We start from the raw sequence: 16,301 nt of genomic DNA, 5'->3' as shown, positions 1-16,301 counted from the left end.
TGAACGCTCACAGGCAGTCTGTGCAGTGAGGGCGGCCCTTTCGACGCGTGGTGACTCGGTAGCCAGGCCGTCGGCTTCAGATGTCGAGTCGAGCGAGGCGACTTGTCAGCGCCGGTGTCTCAGCGGACGTGGATATCCGGCTTCGGCGCCGCGGCCATCCCCTCCCCGATATGGAAGCTCGGGTGAGGCGGCTGGTTGTAGGCGCCGTTTTGCCACGAGATGGCAACGCGGTACTGCGGATCGTGCATCAGTGTGTAGATCCGGTTCGTCGCGACCTGGTCCGTCGTGAAGATGCGGATGGAATCGCCGCAGCGGAAGATCACCTCTTCACGCCAGTCGCCCAGGATGTCGGCGCTGAGCGTCGGCGTGCTCTTCGTGCCGTTGTTCGAGGTACACCCCGTGGCCGTGAAGTTCCCCCCTTGGCCGTCGGCCTGGCGGATGCCGTTGCTGTCGAGGAGCTCCCGGCTCAGGTCGGCGTCCCACCAGATGAGGAAGTTGCTCGACGCAGGGCGGCTCCCGACGCGACCGCCGTCCGAGCCGCGCAGCAGCTCGCTGTTGTTGACCCACGCCTCGCTGCCGGGGCTGCGCGGGTCGACGTCCGCCGCCACGCCCCGGCCAGGGCCCTCCTCGCCGCCGTTGCCTGGCCCCTTCCACAGGACCTCGCACGTCCGGGCGTCGCGCATGGCGTAGGCGGGCGACTCGCCGCCCTCGTACGGCTGGAACACCTCGAGGCCAGGGCGCGACGGGATGTGATCCGTGACGTGCAGCGCGTCGCCGTGAGCATAGTAGTCCACCGCGCAGAGGCCCTTGCCGTCGTTGTCGAACGTGGCGCCCCCGTTGATGATCTCCTGCTGCGGGTCGTCGTCCACGTTCGCGACGCTGATGGAGTGGCAGCCCTTGCCGCCGAACGCCTCGTTGGCGCGGCTCGAGCTGGAGTCGAACGTCCAGAGGTTCGAGAGCGCGCCGTCGCGGTAGTTCCAGGCCGAGAGCGTCGTGCGCGCGTAATAGCCGCGCCCGAACACCACGCTCGGGCGCCCCGTGTCGTCGAGGAACGCGACGGTGCCGACGAAGCGGTCGACGCGGTTGCCGTAACACTCGTTGTTGCCCCAGCTGCACACGTCGCCGCGGCCGACCTTGAACTCGGTCGTGGCGAGCTCCGCGCCGGTGTCGCCGGCGAACACGGTGAGGTACTCCGGGCCGGTGAGGATATAGCCGTCGTTGTTGCGGTAATCCTTGGAATCGTCGTCGCCGGCCGCGGGCCCCTTGCTCAGGTACTCGCCCCTCCCATCGCGCGTCCCCGGCGCCGTCTTGACGGCCACCTCCGCCTTCCCGTCGCCGTCGAGATCGTACACGAGGAACGGCGAGTAGTGCGCTCCGGCCCGGATGTTCACGCCGAGATCGATGCGCCAGAGCCGCTTGCCGTCGAGCGAGTACGCGTCGAGGTAGGTCTTGCCGGTGCGGCCGGCCTTCGAGTTGTCCTGGAGGTTCGACGGGTCCCACTTGAGGATGATCTCGTAACGCCCGTCGCCGTCCACGTCTCCCACGCTGCCATCGCCGCTCGAGTACGTGGTGCCGTCCCCTGCGGGCGGCGGTGTCGTCGGGATGGACAGGGCTCCATCCTTCCACACGGTCGCGGACTCCGACTCGCCCTGCTCGACGCCGCCGATGACGGGGCGCACTGTGTAGACCGAGCTCGGAGAGCCGTCGCGGTCCACGAGGTTCGTGGAGTCCGCGAGCGGCGCGGCGTTGACCTTGGCGCCGTCGCGGTAGACGTTGAACGCGATGTCGTCGGGGTCGTAGCCGAACAGGCGAAAGCCCACGTACGTGCCGCCTTCCGTGGGCACGGCCACGACACCGCGGTCGAGGTCTTCCATCTGCGCGAACCCCGTCGGCTCGCCCGCGCCCGTGCCCGCGCCGCCGCTGCCGGTCGCGGCGCTGGTCCCTGCGGTGCCGCTGCCGGACGCTGCGCTGGTCCCCGCGCCGCCGCTGCCGGACGCAGCGCTGGTGCCCGCGCCGCTGCCGCTGCCGCTGGACGCCGCTCCGGTCGCGCCAGCGCCCGTCCCGGCGCCCTCTCCGCCGGCCCCGTCCGAGCCGGTTCCGGTGTCACCGCTCGATCCGCATGCCAGGTGAGCGGCAGCGAGCGAAAAGCAAATCAAGAAAATAGGTCGTCTCATGCATACCTCGTGTGGCCCCTCATCGTCCGGTCGGCGCCTCGCCTCCCGGCCGTGAGCGGAATGGTGGCCTCGTTTCTCACCCAGGTTGTGAGAGCAGGACGAAGTCAGTCACCAGAATTGCACGGGACGCACGATTTCTCGGGCATCGAAAATTTACCGCCACGCACCTGAGGACAGCGGGCTCGACTGGCCCGAGCTCCTTCAGGACAGCAGGTGCTCGCGCTCGAACGGCTCACCGCGAGACCCGTTGTGGCGGGGATGGGGATGGGGGGCTGCTGCCGTGAAGGCACGCGGAGGCGCTCGCGGCGCCTCTAGGTCTGGCGAGCGACCGTGAGGACGCGGAACGTCTCGTCCGCGGCGGCGCCCGGCTTGCGCCGGGTGCCCCACCCCACCGCGGCCCGGTAGCTCCCGAGCAGCCCGGACGCCTCGAGCCGTCCCTCGTCCACGGCGACCGGCCGCTCCGCCTCCGGGGCCACATAGAGCGCGTCCACCGGGCAGTAGGCCTCGCACATGAAGCACGTCTGGCAGTCGCCCTGCCGGGCGATGACCGGCGCGCCGCCCGGCACACGGTCGAACACGTCGGTGGGGCAGACCTCGACGCAGAGATCGCACCCGATGCACCGGGCATCGCTGACGAGCTCGATCATGGCGCCTGCAAAGGCGCAGCCGCCGGTGGCGATGACCACGGCCCCGGCCCTCACCACCCACCTGTGCGCGCGCTGCCGGCAGATGCCGGACGCCCCGGCGACCACGCCGCTCCCGTCGACGAGGAGCTCGAGCGCGGGGCTGTGATCGAGGATGCGGACGCCCGCGAGCACGACGCGCGCGCCCTTCGCCGCCGCGGCGAGCGCGGCCCAGGTCCCGGCGGGCCCGCCGCCCAGCACCAGGACGTCGGCCTCCAGCGCCAGCGTGTCGCTCCCGTCGAGGACGCGTCCGACCTCGCCCTCAGGCTCCAGTTCCTCGCTCATGTTGGGAAGGCTCCCTTGTTCAGGCCAGCTGCCTTGTCCGCCCCCTTCCACTGCAATGGCAGCCGACATGCCATGGCCTGTTTCCCGGCACCGATCCGGTGGGCGGCTCCCTGATTGCTGGAGAGGCACCAGGGGCTGCTGCCAAGGTGCTGCTCCGGGCGCACCTCCGTGGCACCTCGCGCGCATCGACCGCTGGGCCCCGGCTACTGCAGCCTCCCCTGCCGCGATGCCAGGCTGTTCCCTGCGCGCCTCGGCGCCGCGCTCGCACAGCGCGACGATCCGTGAAGGCGCGCCAGCCGGACGCATCCGTTATAACGGACAAACTATCCACCCCAAAGAACAAAACCGCGCTGCTCGCCGGGTGAGCGGACCCCTCTCAAGAAACAGGTCGTCTCATGCATACCTCGCGCGGTCCCTCATCGTCCGGTCGGCGGCTCGCCTCCCGGCCGTGAGGGGCAAAGCCCGTCACATGAATCGCACGGGCCACACGATTTCTCGGGGCGTCGGAGAGTTACCGCCCTGCACCGCACCTCCGCCAGGACAACGGGCTCGAGTACCATATCTGAGCGGGGCGCCATGCTCGAGATCAGCCTTCATGCTGGCGTGGGACACCCCGTCTCGCTGGTGATGCTGGCGCTGCTCGGGCTCTTCATCGGCTACATCGCGGGGATGTTCGGCGTGGGCGGCGGCTTCCTGCTCACGCCGGTGCTGATCGCGATCGTGGGCGTGCCCGCGCCGGTCGCGGTCGGCTCGGCGCTCTGCCAGAAGTGCGGCACCTCGATCGCGTCCTTCCTGAAGTACCGCCACCTCGGGCGCGGCGAGCCTCGCATCGATCTCGTGATGCTCGGCGGCAGCCTGATCGGCGTGGACGCCGGGACGCGCCTGCTCGTCGTGCTGGGCGCGGCCTCGGGGCTCATGGGCATCGGCGGCGGCGTCCTCTTCATGCCGATCCTGCTCTACGGCTTCGGGCTCTCGGTGCGCAACGCCGCAGGCACGGGCGTGCTGCTCCTCTTCGTGACCGTCGCCGTGGGCACGTTCGAGCAAGCGCTCCATGGCTTCGTCTCGCTCCGCCTCGCCCTGGCCCTGCTCGTCCGCTCCTCCGTCGGCTCCCAGCTCGGCGCGCTCACCACCAACGTCCTCCCGAACCGGATCCTCCGCCTCCTCTTCGCCGTGCTCGTCGCCGCGACCGTCGTCATGATCGCGGTGGACCTGGGTCATCTCCTGATCGGCCACCAGGGGGGCCGCTGATCCAGCTGGCCCGCGCATCCGCCGCGCGGCGCGCGCTGGCGACCGATGTACGCCGTCACGAGCAACAGCCCGGCTGACATCGCCAGCGAGAGCGCCTTCTGGCAGCCCATGCCGATCTGCCCCTCTCTCCGAGGCGCCTCCTCGTCGCCGTCGTGGCAAGCGCGGAAGAGGCAGAGAGGGCAATGAACAGATGAGCCCGCTCACCCTCTGTTTTACGAGCCGTGATCTCCGCACAGCTCGCCCTGCTCTCTGCGCGGCGCCCCGCTTGCCGTCGGCCGGTCCTGGCACCAAGCCAGTCGTATGAAGTTCTCCGTTCTGGCTCTGGCCGCCCTCGGCGTCGCCATGCTCACGACGGGGTGTAGCAAGGAGGACCGAGCCCTCGCGGAGGAGCGCCCGGTGCAGCCCGCGAGGGTCGAGCGGCAGCCCGTCGAGCCGCCGCTCACGGCGACCGAGGTGCCCGTGCCAGGCGACTTGCCGGCGTTCGTCGTCACCGGGCCGCTCGGCGCGTGTCCACGGATGGTGTTCCTTCACGGCATGTGCGGGCACGGGCTGGGCTACGTGCAGGCCTTCACGAGGACGGCGCGGGAGCACGGCGGTGTGCTCGGGCTCCAGGGCGACGTGCCTTGCGGCGCCGACCGGGTGTTCAGCAAGTACTCGCCCGACGCCGAGGAGCAGGACGGCCGCATCCGGAACGCGCTGGCGGCGTGCGGCGGCGAGGCGGAAGACCTCGTGGTCATCGGCTACTCGCAGGGTGCCTATCTCGCGGAGCGGCTCGCGGAGCGGTGGCCGGAGCGGTACTCGCGGCTGGTGCTGCTCGGCGCGCCCACGACGCCCTCGGCCGCGCGCCTCCGGGACATCCGGGGCGCGGTGATGATCAGCGGCGAGCTCGACGCCACGTACCGCATGAAAGACGGCGCGAGCGGGCTCCTCGCCGCGAAGATACCGGCGGTCTACCGGGAGATGCCCGGCGCGCACCACGGAGCGCTGCCGGACGCCGAGCGGGTGATGGACGAGGCGCTCGACTGGCTCGACGAGAACGCGCGGCCCCGCCTCTGACAGGGGGCCCGGCGCGCGTGTGTTATGGATCTCGCGCAGCTGGTCGAGCGCGCGCCCTCCGAGGTGCCGCGGGACGTGGCTGATCTGAAGATCGAGGTGGAGGCCGTGCTCGCCGTCTCTTGAGCGCCCGACCGGCGGCGCGGGCAGGGATCACACGGCGGGCGCCGCGCCTTCTGCGCGGGAGCACGCATCGACGTCCTCCCAGAACGTCGGGTACGTCTTCGCGACGCAGGCCGGATCCTCGATGGTGATCCCTGGCCGGCAGAGCCCCAGGATCGCGAAGCTCATCGCCATGCGGTGGTCGCTGTAGCTGCGCACGAGCGCGGGCGTCAGCGGCCGAGGCTCGATACGGAGCCAGTCGTCACCGTGGGTCACCTCCTGGCCCAGGCGGCGGAGCTCCGCGACCGTGGCGGCGAGGCGGTCCGTCTCCTTGATCCGGATGTTCGCCACGTTCCGGATCGTCGTCGGCCCCTCGAGGAGCGGGGCGATCGCGGCCAGCGTCATCACGGTGTCCGAGATGTGGTGCATGTCGACGTCGATGCCGCGCAGGCGCCCGTCGCTGCGCACGGTGGTGGCATCGGCCTGCCGGCTCACGCGCGCGCCCGCCTGCTCCAGGAGCTCGACGAACCGGTAGTCTCCCTGCAACGCGCCCTCGGCGAGCCCGGGCACGGTGATGGCGCCGCCCGCGGCCGCGGCGAGCGCGAACGGATAGCTCGCGGACGACGCGTCCGGCTCGATCGGGTACGCCCGCGGGCGGTACCCCGCGGCGGGATGGACCGTGAACCCGCCCGCGGCCTCGTCGATGCGACCGCCGAAATCCGCGACCATGCGCCGCGTGATCTCGACGTAGGGGCGACTGACCAGCTCACCGGCCACACGCAGATCGATGGCGGCGTCGGCGAAGGGGCCCGCCATCATCACCGCCGAGAAGTACTGGCTGGAGCGATCGCCGCGCATCGTCAGCGTGCCACCCTTCAGCCGGCCGCCCCGGATCCGGAGCGGCGGGCACCCGGTCGCGCACTCCACGTCCGCCCCGAGCTGCCTCAGGCCGTCGACCAGATCGGCGATCGGCCGCTTGGCCATGTGCTCGTCGCCGACCAGCACCACCTCGCCCGGCACGAGGCACGCGAGCGCCGCCAGGAACCGCACCGTTGTGCCGCTGTTCCCGACGAACAGCTCGCGCCCCGGCGCGCGCAGCCGGCCCCGCCCCCCCTTCACCACCAGCGTGTGCGGCCCGGCGTCCTCGATCCCGATCCCCAGCGCTTCCAGCGCAGACCGCATGTGCCGCGTGTCGTCGCTGTGGAGCACCCCTTCCAGCGTGCTCTCGCCGTCGGCGAGCGCAGCCAGGACGAGCGCGCGGTTCGTGATGCTCTTCGAGCCAGGGACCCGCCAGATCCGATCCGGCGGCGAGGACAGCGGGGTGATGGGCAGAGGACCAGCAGGGATCATGGGGGCGGCGGACTATAGCGGGGCGCAGATTCGTGCGCCACGGGCTCATCGCGTCGCTCGACGGAGCCCGGATCACACGAATCTTCGCGCCGCCGCCGCCGCCGCCGCCGCCGCCGCGCCACCGCGCCTCACTGCGGCGCGTACGCATTGAACTCGCCGCTCGCGTGCAGCAGCGCCATGAAATACAGCATGCCGTCGTCCCCGTGGATCGGGCACCGTTCAGGCCGCCTCGCCGTGCATGACACGCCATGATCCGACGCGCGCAACAGCGCCGCGGCTTGGTTGCGAACACCCCAGCTCAGGACGAACGCGGACGGACAGTGATGCTCACGACCGCACACGCGAGAGCGCCAGGGGCGTCACGCAATGAACAGTAACCATGGAATAATCTGGGCTCTCTGTAGAGCGAATTCACACACCGCTTTCCTCGCCCCAATCGCCGACCGCCGCCCACGACATGGTCGCGGTCGATCGCGCCAGCCCGAACCGCCCAGCCCGATCGAGCGCAATGACGCCCCCGGTGATGTCGAGGCGCTCCGCCAGGTGCGCGATGATCCCGCTCGCCGCGTCGACCGCGCCGACGCCCGCGCGCATCCGCTCCACGGCCGAGTGCGCAACGGCGAGCCGGATCATCCCCTCGCCGTGGCCCGTCGTCGACACGGCCCCGGCCTCGTCGTCCGCGTACGTCCCTGCCCCGATGAGGGGCGAGTCCCCCACCCGCCCCACCCGCTTGTTGACCGTGCCGCCCGTGCTCGTCGCCGCGGCGGTGAGCCCGCCCTCGTCGAGCGCCACCGCGCCGACCGTGTTGCCCGCCCAGGAGGTCGCGCGGATGCCTTGCTGGGCCGCCGCGAGCGCCTCCCGGGCCGCCTCCGTGATGAGCGCCGCCTCGCCCACGGGCGTGAACCCCTTCATCCGCGCGAACCGCGCGGCGCCGTGCGCCGCGTACAGCACGTGCCGGCCGTCCTCCAGCGCAGCGCGCGCGATCGCGATCGGCTCGGCGAACTCCGAGAGCGCGCAGACCGCGCCGGCCCTGAGCCCGCGGCCCTCCATGATCGACGCGTCGAGCTCGACGTGGCCCTCCTCGTTGAGGCACGCGCCCGTGCCCGCGTTGAAGAGCGGATCGTCCTCGAGGACGCGCACCGCGCGTTCGACCGCGTCGAGCGCGCTCCCTCCCTCGGAGAGCACACGCGCCCCCTCGCGCGCAGCGCGGAGGCACCCCGCCGCATGCAGCGGCCGCCGCTCCGGAGCGACGTTGCCCGCGCCGCCGTGGACCAGGACGGTGCGCCGCCCGCCGCGCCCGCCCAGAGAATGGATGACGTGCTTCACGATCGTGGCACCCTACCGCGGCGCGCGCCCGGAGGTCCACGCCCACCCGACGCTCACTCGGGCGGGAGCGCGCTCCGCTTGGCCTTGAGATCGTAGGCCATGCCGCACGGCAGCGCCGCGACCACCGGCGCGACGCTGAGCTCTCCGGCGACGAGGTCCTCGCACCGAGACCCCGCGGTGGGCACGAACTCGAAGGACATCGTCGCCTTGAACCCCGCGACGTCATCCCCTCTGCCGCCGAGCTGCCCGAGCGCCCGGTCGCGGCGCTCGACGGAGCACGGCGGCCCCGGCGGCGCGTCGCCGGCGCGCATGTCCACCACCACGCGCCCGTCGATCGAGAAGCTCACCTCGTCGTCGTCGATGACGCCTGCGATCACGCTGGCGCCGTTGTTCCAGTACAGGGCGCCGTCGCCGCGCGCGAGCTCGACGTCGAACTCCCACAGGCGCTTCGCGCCGAGCGCCCCCTCCCCGCACGTGTTCGCCGTCTGCGTCCCGACCACGTGGAACGCGCCGAGCGCGGCTCCCAGCTCCGGCGCCTCTCGATCCCCGAAGGCGTCGGCGCACGCTGGAAGCAGGGGCAACGCCGGCAGCAGCGCGAGCAGCAGCATCCGCATCGAGCCCGCGTACCAGACGGGCACGGCGCAGGACAAAAAAGCGCTCCCAGGCAATGGAAATAAAAACGGGTCGGGTGCTTTGCTCGCACCCGACCCGTCCCGTGGGCCTCTACCGGAGGCCTTCTGGACCCCGCTTGATCCCGCCTGTGCGGCGCCCCCCTGTCCCATCGCGACGAGCGTTCAGCCCCGGAGCACCGGTGAGAATCGTTGCCGAAAGACCTGAGTCTTCCTCGATTCCCTCTCTGCCGGCCTCGCGGAGGTCGCTATGGCAGTCAACAGGTTAACGAGCGCCGGACCTGGCCGAGCGCGGAAGCGTTTGCAAGGCCCCGATGACCCTGCGTCCACGCTCCACGAGGGTCAGCCGTTCCCAGCCTCCGGTATAGAAGAGCCACTGGTACTGTGCATGGTGTCCATCCCTCCTCCGGCTTGCCGGCACCCCGCGCCGGATCGAAAGAGATCGTCCGGCATGGCAAGGGTGTTCGATTGCGGATCAGCGGAGAGCCCGCCGATCTGGTGTCGACCCCGGCACCGTGGTGCTCCACGGCAGGACCATCCTGGAGCTGATGCTCCGTCCGAGGCCGAGGACCAGCGTATCACCGCTGTTCAGGCGAGCAAGGGGCTCACGCACCGAAACATCGAAAGCGATTCTCTTCCATTCCATCCATGTCCACCCACGGTCCGCATCGTCCCACCGCTCCCACCGCGTCTCGCGGCGCAGCCGGGCAGGCGTCGGTCGACAAGGCACACCGCACACCGCGCGCGGCCGGGCAGGCGTCACCGGAGGACCAGCCAGGCAGGGCGAGGTGAAAGGCGCGTCTCGGCAGGACGAGGCGCAGCGCGCTCCGGCGAGACGACGTGCCGGACGCAAACGCGCAGCCGTCGGAACAGGTCCGGTGGAACAACGGCAGGGACGTCGCGCGGCGGATCGGCGCGCCGTGACCGGGCCCCGCGCGCGTCAGACGTGTGCGAACCAGCTCGCCTCCTCGCCCTCCGGCAGCGCCGTGGCGAGGACCGCGAGCATCGCGTCGATCTCTTCCTTCGTGTGGACCCCGCTGCGCAGGATCGCCGCCGGGCCGTCGCCCCCGGGCACCACGACCGACTCCACCGCGAGCGCGGTGTTGACTCCATAGCCGTACGACGCCAGCGTCACGACCGCGGTGGCTTCCCGGTCGTCGAGCAGCCGGCGGATCGTCAGCGTGCGCCGCACGCGCTCGCTGTCCTCGGCCCACGACGCGAGCCACGCGCGCGCCGCCTCGTCGAGGCCGACGAGCACGAGCTGCGCGGGAGGCAGCGCGTCAGGATCGGCCGCGGCGACGGCGGCGCGGTGGAAGCCCCGCACCTCGCGGCACCAGAGCGGCGGCGCGCCGTCGACCCGCACGAGAAAACCGTAGGGGCCACGGGCCCCCTCTCGCTCCGAGCCCCCCGAAGAAGCGGAAGAGAAACTATCGTTCGACACGAAGGGAGACGATACACGAGCTCTGCTCGGCGGAGGAAGCCCGCTCAATTGCGCAGCACGTCGAGCCGACACGGCTCCGCCCCGGTCACACCGGTCCCACGCACGCCACCTGGGTACGCTCGCCGATGCCCATGGCGACCACAACGAGAGCGCCACACTCCTGGGATTTCGGCTAAGGTGGCCCCCGCCTCCCCCGTGGAGCCCGTCCGGGACGGGGTGCGCCCTGCACCTACGGCGTCGCCCCGGCCGACGGGCTCCAGTCCAGCCCGCAGCGGCGGGTCGGGGCGGCGGCAGCAGCGCCCGACGCCGGGCGCGCTGCCGCGGAAGGCCGGCGAAGAGGCCCGCCGGCGCGTCCCGCGTCACCTCGATCCCGATCCGAACCGCAGGCAATGAAGCTCACGTCACAACAAGTCATCGAGATCGTCATCGCGCTCTGCGCCTACTTCGGCGTCGCGTTCGCGCTCAACTGGTTCGCCCCGTCGCGGCTCCGCGTGCTCGCGCGGTACAGCACGGTCGCCGCGGGCGTCGCGCTCTTCTTCTATGGTCTGGACCGGTACATCGACGAGCACGCCCGCGCCGTGGACATGGCGAAGGTGGCGATCGCGATGGGCGCCGCGCTCTGCGTCTTCTACGAGACGCACCGCGAGGGGATGCGCCGGCCGATCGCGGAGCGCTGGAAGCGGTTCGCAGGCGTGGCGCTCGGTGTCGCCGCCATCATCGCGTACTTCAACGGCTTCCGCTTCGGCTATCCCAAGTATTACCACCGCTGGGATCAGTTCCACTATTACATGGGGGCCAAGTACTTCCCGGAGATGGGGTACGACGGCCTCTACAAATGCGCGCTGATCGCGCAGGACGAGCTGGGGCTCGTCACGTACACGAACGAGGACACCGGGCGGCAGGTCAAGCTGGACATGGCGAAGGAGGTGCGCCACCCGGACAAGAAGATCCGGAACCTCGGTGGCGACAACCTCCTCATGCCGGCGAGCGAGGTGCTCAGCACGCCCGAGATCTGCAAGACGCACTTCTCACCGGAGCGCTGGGACGCGTTCAAGGCCGACGTGCAGTTCTTCCGGACAGCCTCGGACAAGGGCTACTGGGAGGACATGCAGAAGGACCACGGCTACAACCCGCCGCCGGTCTGGACGATCATGGGTAAGTTCTGGGCGGACCTCCAGCCGGCCAGCACCCGCTACCTCCAGTTCCTCGCCAGCTTCGATATTTTCTATCTGCTCGGGATGTTCGCTGCCCTCTACTGGGCCTTCGGGTGGCGGGTCTTCGCCGTCGCGGCGATCTTCTGGGGCTGCCAGTCGTCGGCGCCGTTCTACTGGACGGGCGGCGCGTTCCTCCGGCAGGACTGGCTCTTCTACCTGGTCCTCTCGGCCTGCCTCATCCGGAAGCGCTACTTCAAGCTCGCGGGCGCGAGCATGGTCTACGCGGGCCTCCTGCGCATCTTCCCGGGCCTGCCCGTGATCGGCTGGCTCACCGTCGCCGGGATTCACCTCGTCCGCCACAAGCGCATGGCGAGATCGCACGTGCAGGTGCTGATCGGCGGCGTCCTCGCGGCCGCCGTGCTCGTTCCGGTGAGCATGAAGGTCTCGGGCACGGACTCGTACCGGCAGTTCTACGAGCACACGCTCAAGGTGCACGACCAGACGCCGCTGACGAACCACATGGGCCTCCGCGTGCTCGTCGGCCACCAGCCCGGTACGGGCGTCGAGTCCGGCCGCATGAAGTACACGAAGGACACGAAGCTCGTCGATCCGTTCGAGGTCTGGAAGCGGATGCGCAACGAGCGCTACGCGAAATACCGCTGGATCGCCTATGGGATCATCGCCGCGAGCCTGGCGGGCTTCATCTACGTGTGCCGGCGGGTCCGCTCGCTGTGGGTGGCCCAGTGCCTCGCCCAGATCTTCGTCATCCTGCTCTCGCAGCTGACCTGTTATTACTATTCATTCATGATCTTGAGCGCGCCGCTCACCCGGGTGAAACGCCAGATCGAGGTCCCCCTGTTCGGCCTGGCGGCGCTCAGCCAGTTCATCTGGATCACGTTCAACTACAACGACGACAAGTACACGGCGCTCACCGCTGTCTCACTCGCCTTCTGCTATTACCTGCTCTGGATCTTCTCGGGTAAGACGATGCCGTGGGCGCGGCAGCCCGAGCCGGCGAGCGAGGACGGCGGAAAGCCGACGGCCCAGCAGGCCTGAGGCGCTCGCCTCCTGCTGGGTCGCCACGGCAGCGCCTCCCATGCCCAGAGTTGCCTGGAAACAAACGATGACAGAAGCAGAGCGAGAGCATCCCGACGAGCGAAGCGACCTCCAGGGAGACGAGGCCCGGCCCAGCGATCCTGGGGCGGCGGCCGACCGGGGGAACACGCCGGCCCCGCCGCGCGGCGACGACCGGGCGGTCCACGCTTTCCGGAAGGTCCCGCGGACGGGCGTCATCTACGTGACGACCGAGGCCGCGCGCCTCGGGTTCAAGGCGGGCGCCGACGAGGGGACGGACGGCTGGTGCAACCTCGGGCAGGGCCAGCCGGAGACGGGCCCGCTCCCGGGCTCGCCCGCGCGCTGCGCGTCGGTGCCGATCTCCGGAGACGACCAGGAATACGCGCCCGTGGCCGGCCTCTGGGAGCTGCGCGAGGCGATCGCGTCGCTCTACAACCGCGCGTACCGGCGGGGCATGCCGTCGCGCTACACGGCCGAGAACGTGGCGGTGTCGGGCGGGGGTCGCATCGCCCTCACCCGCGCCGCGGCGGCGCTCGGGCAGATCAACCTCGGCCACTTCCTCCCCGATTACACGGCCTACGAGGAGCTGCTCGACGTCTTCCGGCTGTTCTCGCCGATCCCGATCCTGCTGGAGGGCGAACGCGGCTACTCGTTCTCCGTCGGCGACCTGCGCCGCGAGATCCTGGGCCGCGGCCTGAGCGCGATCCTCGCCTCGAACCCCTGCAACCCGACCGGGAAGCACGTGCGCGGCGAAGAGCTCGCCGCCTGGGTCCGCACCGCGAAGGAGCTCGATTGCGCGCTCCTGCTCGACGAGTTCTACTCGCACTACATCTACGGGATGGGCGACGTCGCCCCGATGGAGAGCGCCGCGCGCTATGTCGAGGAGGTCGACCGCGATCCGGTCGTGATCTTCGACGGCCTGACCAAGAACTGGCGCTACCCCGGCTGGCGCGTCACCTGGACGCTGGGGCCGCGCGAGGTCATCGAGGCGGTGGCGAGCGCCGGCAGCTTCCTCGACGGCGGCGGCTCCAAGCCGATGCAGCGCGCCGCGGCAGAGCTGCTTACCATCGAGCACACCCGCGCCGAGACGACGGCCATCCACCGGACGTTCTCGCACAAGCGGGAGATCATGCTCGAGGGGCTGCGCAGGATCGGCGTCACGGTCGACGCGGAGCCCGAGGGCACGTTCTACGTCTGGGGCTCGGTCGCGGATCTGCCCCCGGGGCTCTCCGACGGCTACGGCTTCTTCCGGGCGGCCCTCGGGGAGCGGATCATCGTCGTGCCGGGCGAGTTCTTCGACGTCAACCCCGGCAAGCGCCGGGCGGGGCGGCCGTCGCGGTTCCGCCACCACGTCCGTTTTTCTTTCGGCCCGAGCGAGGACGTCCTCGTCCGGGCGCTCGGGCGGCTCGAGCGCATGGTAGGCGAGCGTCGCCGGGCCTGACACCGGCGGCGCCGCGCAGGGGAGCGGGAAGACGGGGCCGAGCGCCAGGTCTTGTCGCGCTGCACGTCTTCCGACATGGTGGGGGAGCGCGTGGCCAAAGATCCGTGGAGTGATTGGAACGACGACGACCCGGGGAACTTCCAGCCGGGCGATACGATCGGCCCCTACGAGCTGCTGTTCCCTGCAGCCGTGGGCGGCATGGCCGCCGTGTGGGCTGCGCGGCTCAGGCGGCCCAACGGCTCCGTCCAGATCGTCGCCGTCAAGCTGCTGTCGGACGCGATGCGCGGGGATGACGACGCGCGGGCGATGTTCCTCGACGAGGCGTGCACCGCGTCGCGGATCCTCCACCCGAACGTCGTGCACATCCTCGCGTACGGCGAGGTCCGCGATCGGCCGTACCTCGCGATGGAGTGGATCGACGGCGCCCCGATCGCGAAGATCTTCTCGAACCAGAAGGCGAAGCGCGCGCTCTTGCCGCTCGGCTGGGTGCTCCACGTGATGATCGACGCGTGCGCCGGGCTGCACGCGGCGCACGAGGTCCGCGACGACACGGGCGAGCTCCTCAACCTGATCCACCGCGACGTCACGCCGGAGAACGTGATGGTGACGTTCGACGGCATGGTCAAGGTCGTCGACTTCGGCGTCGCGAAGACGCGGGCGCGCGCGCAGACCAGCCGCGTCGGCGCGATCAAGGGCAAGACGGGGTATTTCTCGCCCGAGCAGGTCATGGGCGGGACGCTCGACCGCCGCAGCGATCTCTTCTCGATGGGCGTGCTGCTCTACCTGCTGGTGACGGGTCACACGCCGTTCCGGGGCAAGGGCCCGCTGGAGGCGATGCAGCAGATCGCCAACCGCAACCCGCAGCCGCCGCGCGAGATCATGCCCGAGGTCCACCCGGAGCTCGACCGCATCATCATGCGCGCGCTCGCCAAGAACCCGAACGAGCGGTACCAGACGGCCGCGGAGCTGCGCCGCGATCTCGAGCAGGTGAGCGCCGCGGTCCGCGAGAGCTACACCGACAAACAGGTCGGCCAGCTCGTGCGCGATCTGCTCCCCGGGGTCGCCGAGGCGCGCAAGGAGCGGATCGATCAGGCGCTCGACGAGCTCGACCGGATCCTCGCCGAGCGCGCCCACCCTCAGAAGCCGCAGGCCTCGCGCCCCGAGGACGCGACCGAGGTGATGCTGCGGCGCATCTCCATGCTGCCGATCCTGCAGGACGGCCCGGAGTCGACGGAGGGCGGGGGCGTGGCCGACGCAGCGCCGCCCTCGTCCCCGGCAGGCCCCGCGAGCTCGCGCATGTCGGGGCCGGCGAGCTCGCGCATGTCGGGACCGGCCAGCTCGCGCATGTCGGGACCGGCGAGCTCGCGCATGTCGGGGCCGGCGAGCTCGCGCCTGCCGGCGCCGACGAGCCCGCGCCGCGCGAACGCCGATCCGATGCGCAAGTCGAATCCGGACGCGACGCGCAAATCGACCCCGGATGCGACCCGCAAGTCGAACCCGGACGGCGCAGGCTCGCCGCTCGATTTCCCGGCGGGGCTTTCGCCGCTGCCGCTGCTCCCGCCGCCGCTGCACGTGGGGCCGCCGGTGCCCCCGGGGCCGGCGGCTTACGTCGGTCCGGCGGCGCACGCGGGCGGCCCCACGAGCGCTGTCGCGTCCGCGCCCGAGCGCCGCGCGTCCCCTCCCGCGAAGGGGTCCTTCGTCCGCGTGGCGTTGCTCGCGCTCATCGTCTTCGGCGTGGTCGCGGCCGTTGCGTTCCTGCTGCTCGCGCGCTCCGGCCGCATACGGCTCGGCGGTGTGGTGGTGCCTTCCGCCAACCCCAGCGCGTCCGCACCGACGGTACAAGCGCCCGATGCCGGCGCCGATGCCGCGGCGAAGCCGGACGCGGCAGCGACGGCGTCGACGGTCGCGAGCGACGCCGTCGCGGACGCCGCGGCCCCGACCGATGCAGCCGCAGCCGAGCTGAGCGCCGACGCGGCCGCCCCCGCCGACGCGGCCGCCGATGCCGCAGCGCCCGCCGATGCCGCGGTGCCCGCCGATGCAGCCACCCCTCTCCCGAGCGCGCAGCCGGCATACGTCCCCGGCGCCGCGCCCGCGCCGGGGGCGCCGTACCCGGGCTCCTCGGCCACCCCTGCGCCGCGCGTCCCAGGGCCCTTGCCCACGCCGTCCGTCACCGGGTGGCCTCCGCCACGGCCTGCGAGCCAGCCCGGACTGCCGGCGACTCCGCCCGCCTCGACGCTGCCGCGCGGGCCCGTCCCCGGCCAGGCGCCGCCGCGGCCGCGCCCCGCTGCGCCTCCCCTCGACCTGGCGCCGCGGTAGCGCCTTCGGACCGGGCGCGGCTGCC

11 protein-coding genes are annotated in these 16,301 nt (G+C 71.3%); 5 read left to right on the top strand and 6 right to left on the bottom strand.

Annotation, left to right across the window (positions count from 1 at the left end):
* Positions 1-119 precede the first annotated feature (119 nt).
* The gene (locus WMF45_RS17400; RefSeq protein WP_437717995.1) at positions 120-2,174 is read right to left on the bottom strand and encodes a rhamnogalacturonan lyase; all 2,055 of its coding nucleotides are present in this window, start codon (positions 2,172-2,174) and stop codon (positions 120-122) included.
* Positions 2,175-2,485: 311 nt separating this feature from the next.
* Positions 2,486-2,821 carry a 4Fe-4S binding protein gene (locus tag WMF45_RS17395; protein ID WP_437719549.1) on the bottom strand — a complete coding sequence of 112 codons (336 nt, stop codon included), beginning with the start codon at positions 2,819-2,821 and terminating at the stop codon, positions 2,486-2,488.
* 897 nt (positions 2,822-3,718) lie between these two features.
* Between WMF45_RS17395 and WMF45_RS17390 the strand changes: the two genes are divergently transcribed.
* Complete coding sequence (locus tag WMF45_RS17390; RefSeq protein WP_437717994.1) at positions 3,719-4,390, top strand: sulfite exporter TauE/SafE family protein; 672 nt, start codon at positions 3,719-3,721, stop codon at positions 4,388-4,390.
* Positions 4,391-4,690: 300 nt separating this feature from the next.
* Positions 4,691-5,446, top strand: coding sequence for an alpha/beta hydrolase (locus WMF45_RS17385; RefSeq protein WP_437717993.1), 756 nt, complete (start codon positions 4,691-4,693; stop codon positions 5,444-5,446).
* Between the two features lie 150 nt (positions 5,447-5,596).
* Here the strand turns inward: WMF45_RS17385 and aroA are convergent, their stop codons facing one another.
* The 4 genes from aroA to WMF45_RS17365 form a co-directional block, all read right to left on the bottom strand.
* Positions 5,597-6,895: a 3-phosphoshikimate 1-carboxyvinyltransferase gene (gene aroA, locus WMF45_RS17380; RefSeq protein ID WP_437717992.1), complete on the bottom strand. Its 1,299-nt coding sequence runs from the start codon at positions 6,893-6,895 to the stop codon at positions 5,597-5,599.
* 411 nt (positions 6,896-7,306) lie between these two features.
* A complete protein-coding gene (locus WMF45_RS17375) occupies positions 7,307-8,221 on the bottom strand; it encodes an isoaspartyl peptidase/L-asparaginase (RefSeq protein ID WP_437717991.1) in 915 nt (304 codons plus the stop codon).
* Between the two features lie 53 nt (positions 8,222-8,274).
* Complete coding sequence (locus WMF45_RS17370; protein ID WP_437717990.1) at positions 8,275-8,871, bottom strand: hypothetical protein; 597 nt, start codon at positions 8,869-8,871, stop codon at positions 8,275-8,277.
* A 919-nt stretch (positions 8,872-9,790) separates the two neighbouring features.
* Complete coding sequence (locus WMF45_RS17365; RefSeq protein WP_044964995.1) at positions 9,791-10,213, bottom strand: hypothetical protein; 423 nt, start codon at positions 10,211-10,213, stop codon at positions 9,791-9,793.
* A gap of 467 nt (positions 10,214-10,680) precedes the next feature.
* Here WMF45_RS17365 and WMF45_RS17360 point away from each other — a divergent pair, with 467 nt between their 5' ends.
* From WMF45_RS17360 to WMF45_RS17350, 3 genes are all read left to right on the top strand, one after another.
* Positions 10,681-12,501, top strand: coding sequence for a hypothetical protein (locus WMF45_RS17360; RefSeq protein ID WP_437717989.1), 1,821 nt, complete (start codon positions 10,681-10,683; stop codon positions 12,499-12,501).
* Between the two features lie 67 nt (positions 12,502-12,568).
* Complete coding sequence (locus WMF45_RS17355; protein ID WP_437717988.1) at positions 12,569-13,960, top strand: pyridoxal phosphate-dependent aminotransferase; 1,392 nt, start codon at positions 12,569-12,571, stop codon at positions 13,958-13,960.
* A gap of 90 nt (positions 13,961-14,050) precedes the next feature.
* On the top strand, positions 14,051-16,276 hold the full coding sequence (locus tag WMF45_RS17350; protein WP_437717987.1) for a protein kinase domain-containing protein: 2,226 nt from the start codon (positions 14,051-14,053) through the stop codon (positions 16,274-16,276).
* Positions 16,277-16,301 lie beyond the last annotated feature (25 nt).

It is taken from the genome of Sorangium sp. So ce448 (genome assembly GCF_051520915.1).
GTDB lineage: Bacteria > Myxococcota_A > Polyangia > Polyangiales > Polyangiaceae > Sorangium > Sorangium cellulosum_B.
Note: the sequence above shows the minus strand (reverse complement) of the source record. Positions and strands in the feature narration are given on the sequence as shown.

What these genes read in the sequence shown, in the direction of transcription:
- WMF45_RS17400 (WP_437717995.1), bottom strand. Translation starts at nt 2,174, where the DNA reads ATGAGACGACCTATTTTCTTGATTTGCTTTTCGCTCGCTGCCGCTCAC.
- WMF45_RS17395 (WP_437719549.1), bottom strand. Translation starts at nt 2,821, where the DNA reads ATGATCGAGCTCGTCAGCGATGCCCGGTGCATCGGGTGCGATCTCTGC.
- WMF45_RS17390 (WP_437717994.1), top strand. Translation starts at nt 3,719, where the DNA reads ATGCTCGAGATCAGCCTTCATGCTGGCGTGGGACACCCCGTCTCGCTG.
- WMF45_RS17385 (WP_437717993.1), top strand. Translation starts at nt 4,691, where the DNA reads ATGAAGTTCTCCGTTCTGGCTCTGGCCGCCCTCGGCGTCGCCATGCTC.
- aroA (WP_437717992.1), bottom strand. Translation starts at nt 6,895, where the DNA reads ATGATCCCTGCTGGTCCTCTGCCCATCACCCCGCTGTCCTCGCCGCCG.
- WMF45_RS17360 (WP_437717989.1), top strand. Translation starts at nt 10,681, where the DNA reads ATGAAGCTCACGTCACAACAAGTCATCGAGATCGTCATCGCGCTCTGC.
- WMF45_RS17355 (WP_437717988.1), top strand. Translation starts at nt 12,569, where the DNA reads ATGACAGAAGCAGAGCGAGAGCATCCCGACGAGCGAAGCGACCTCCAG.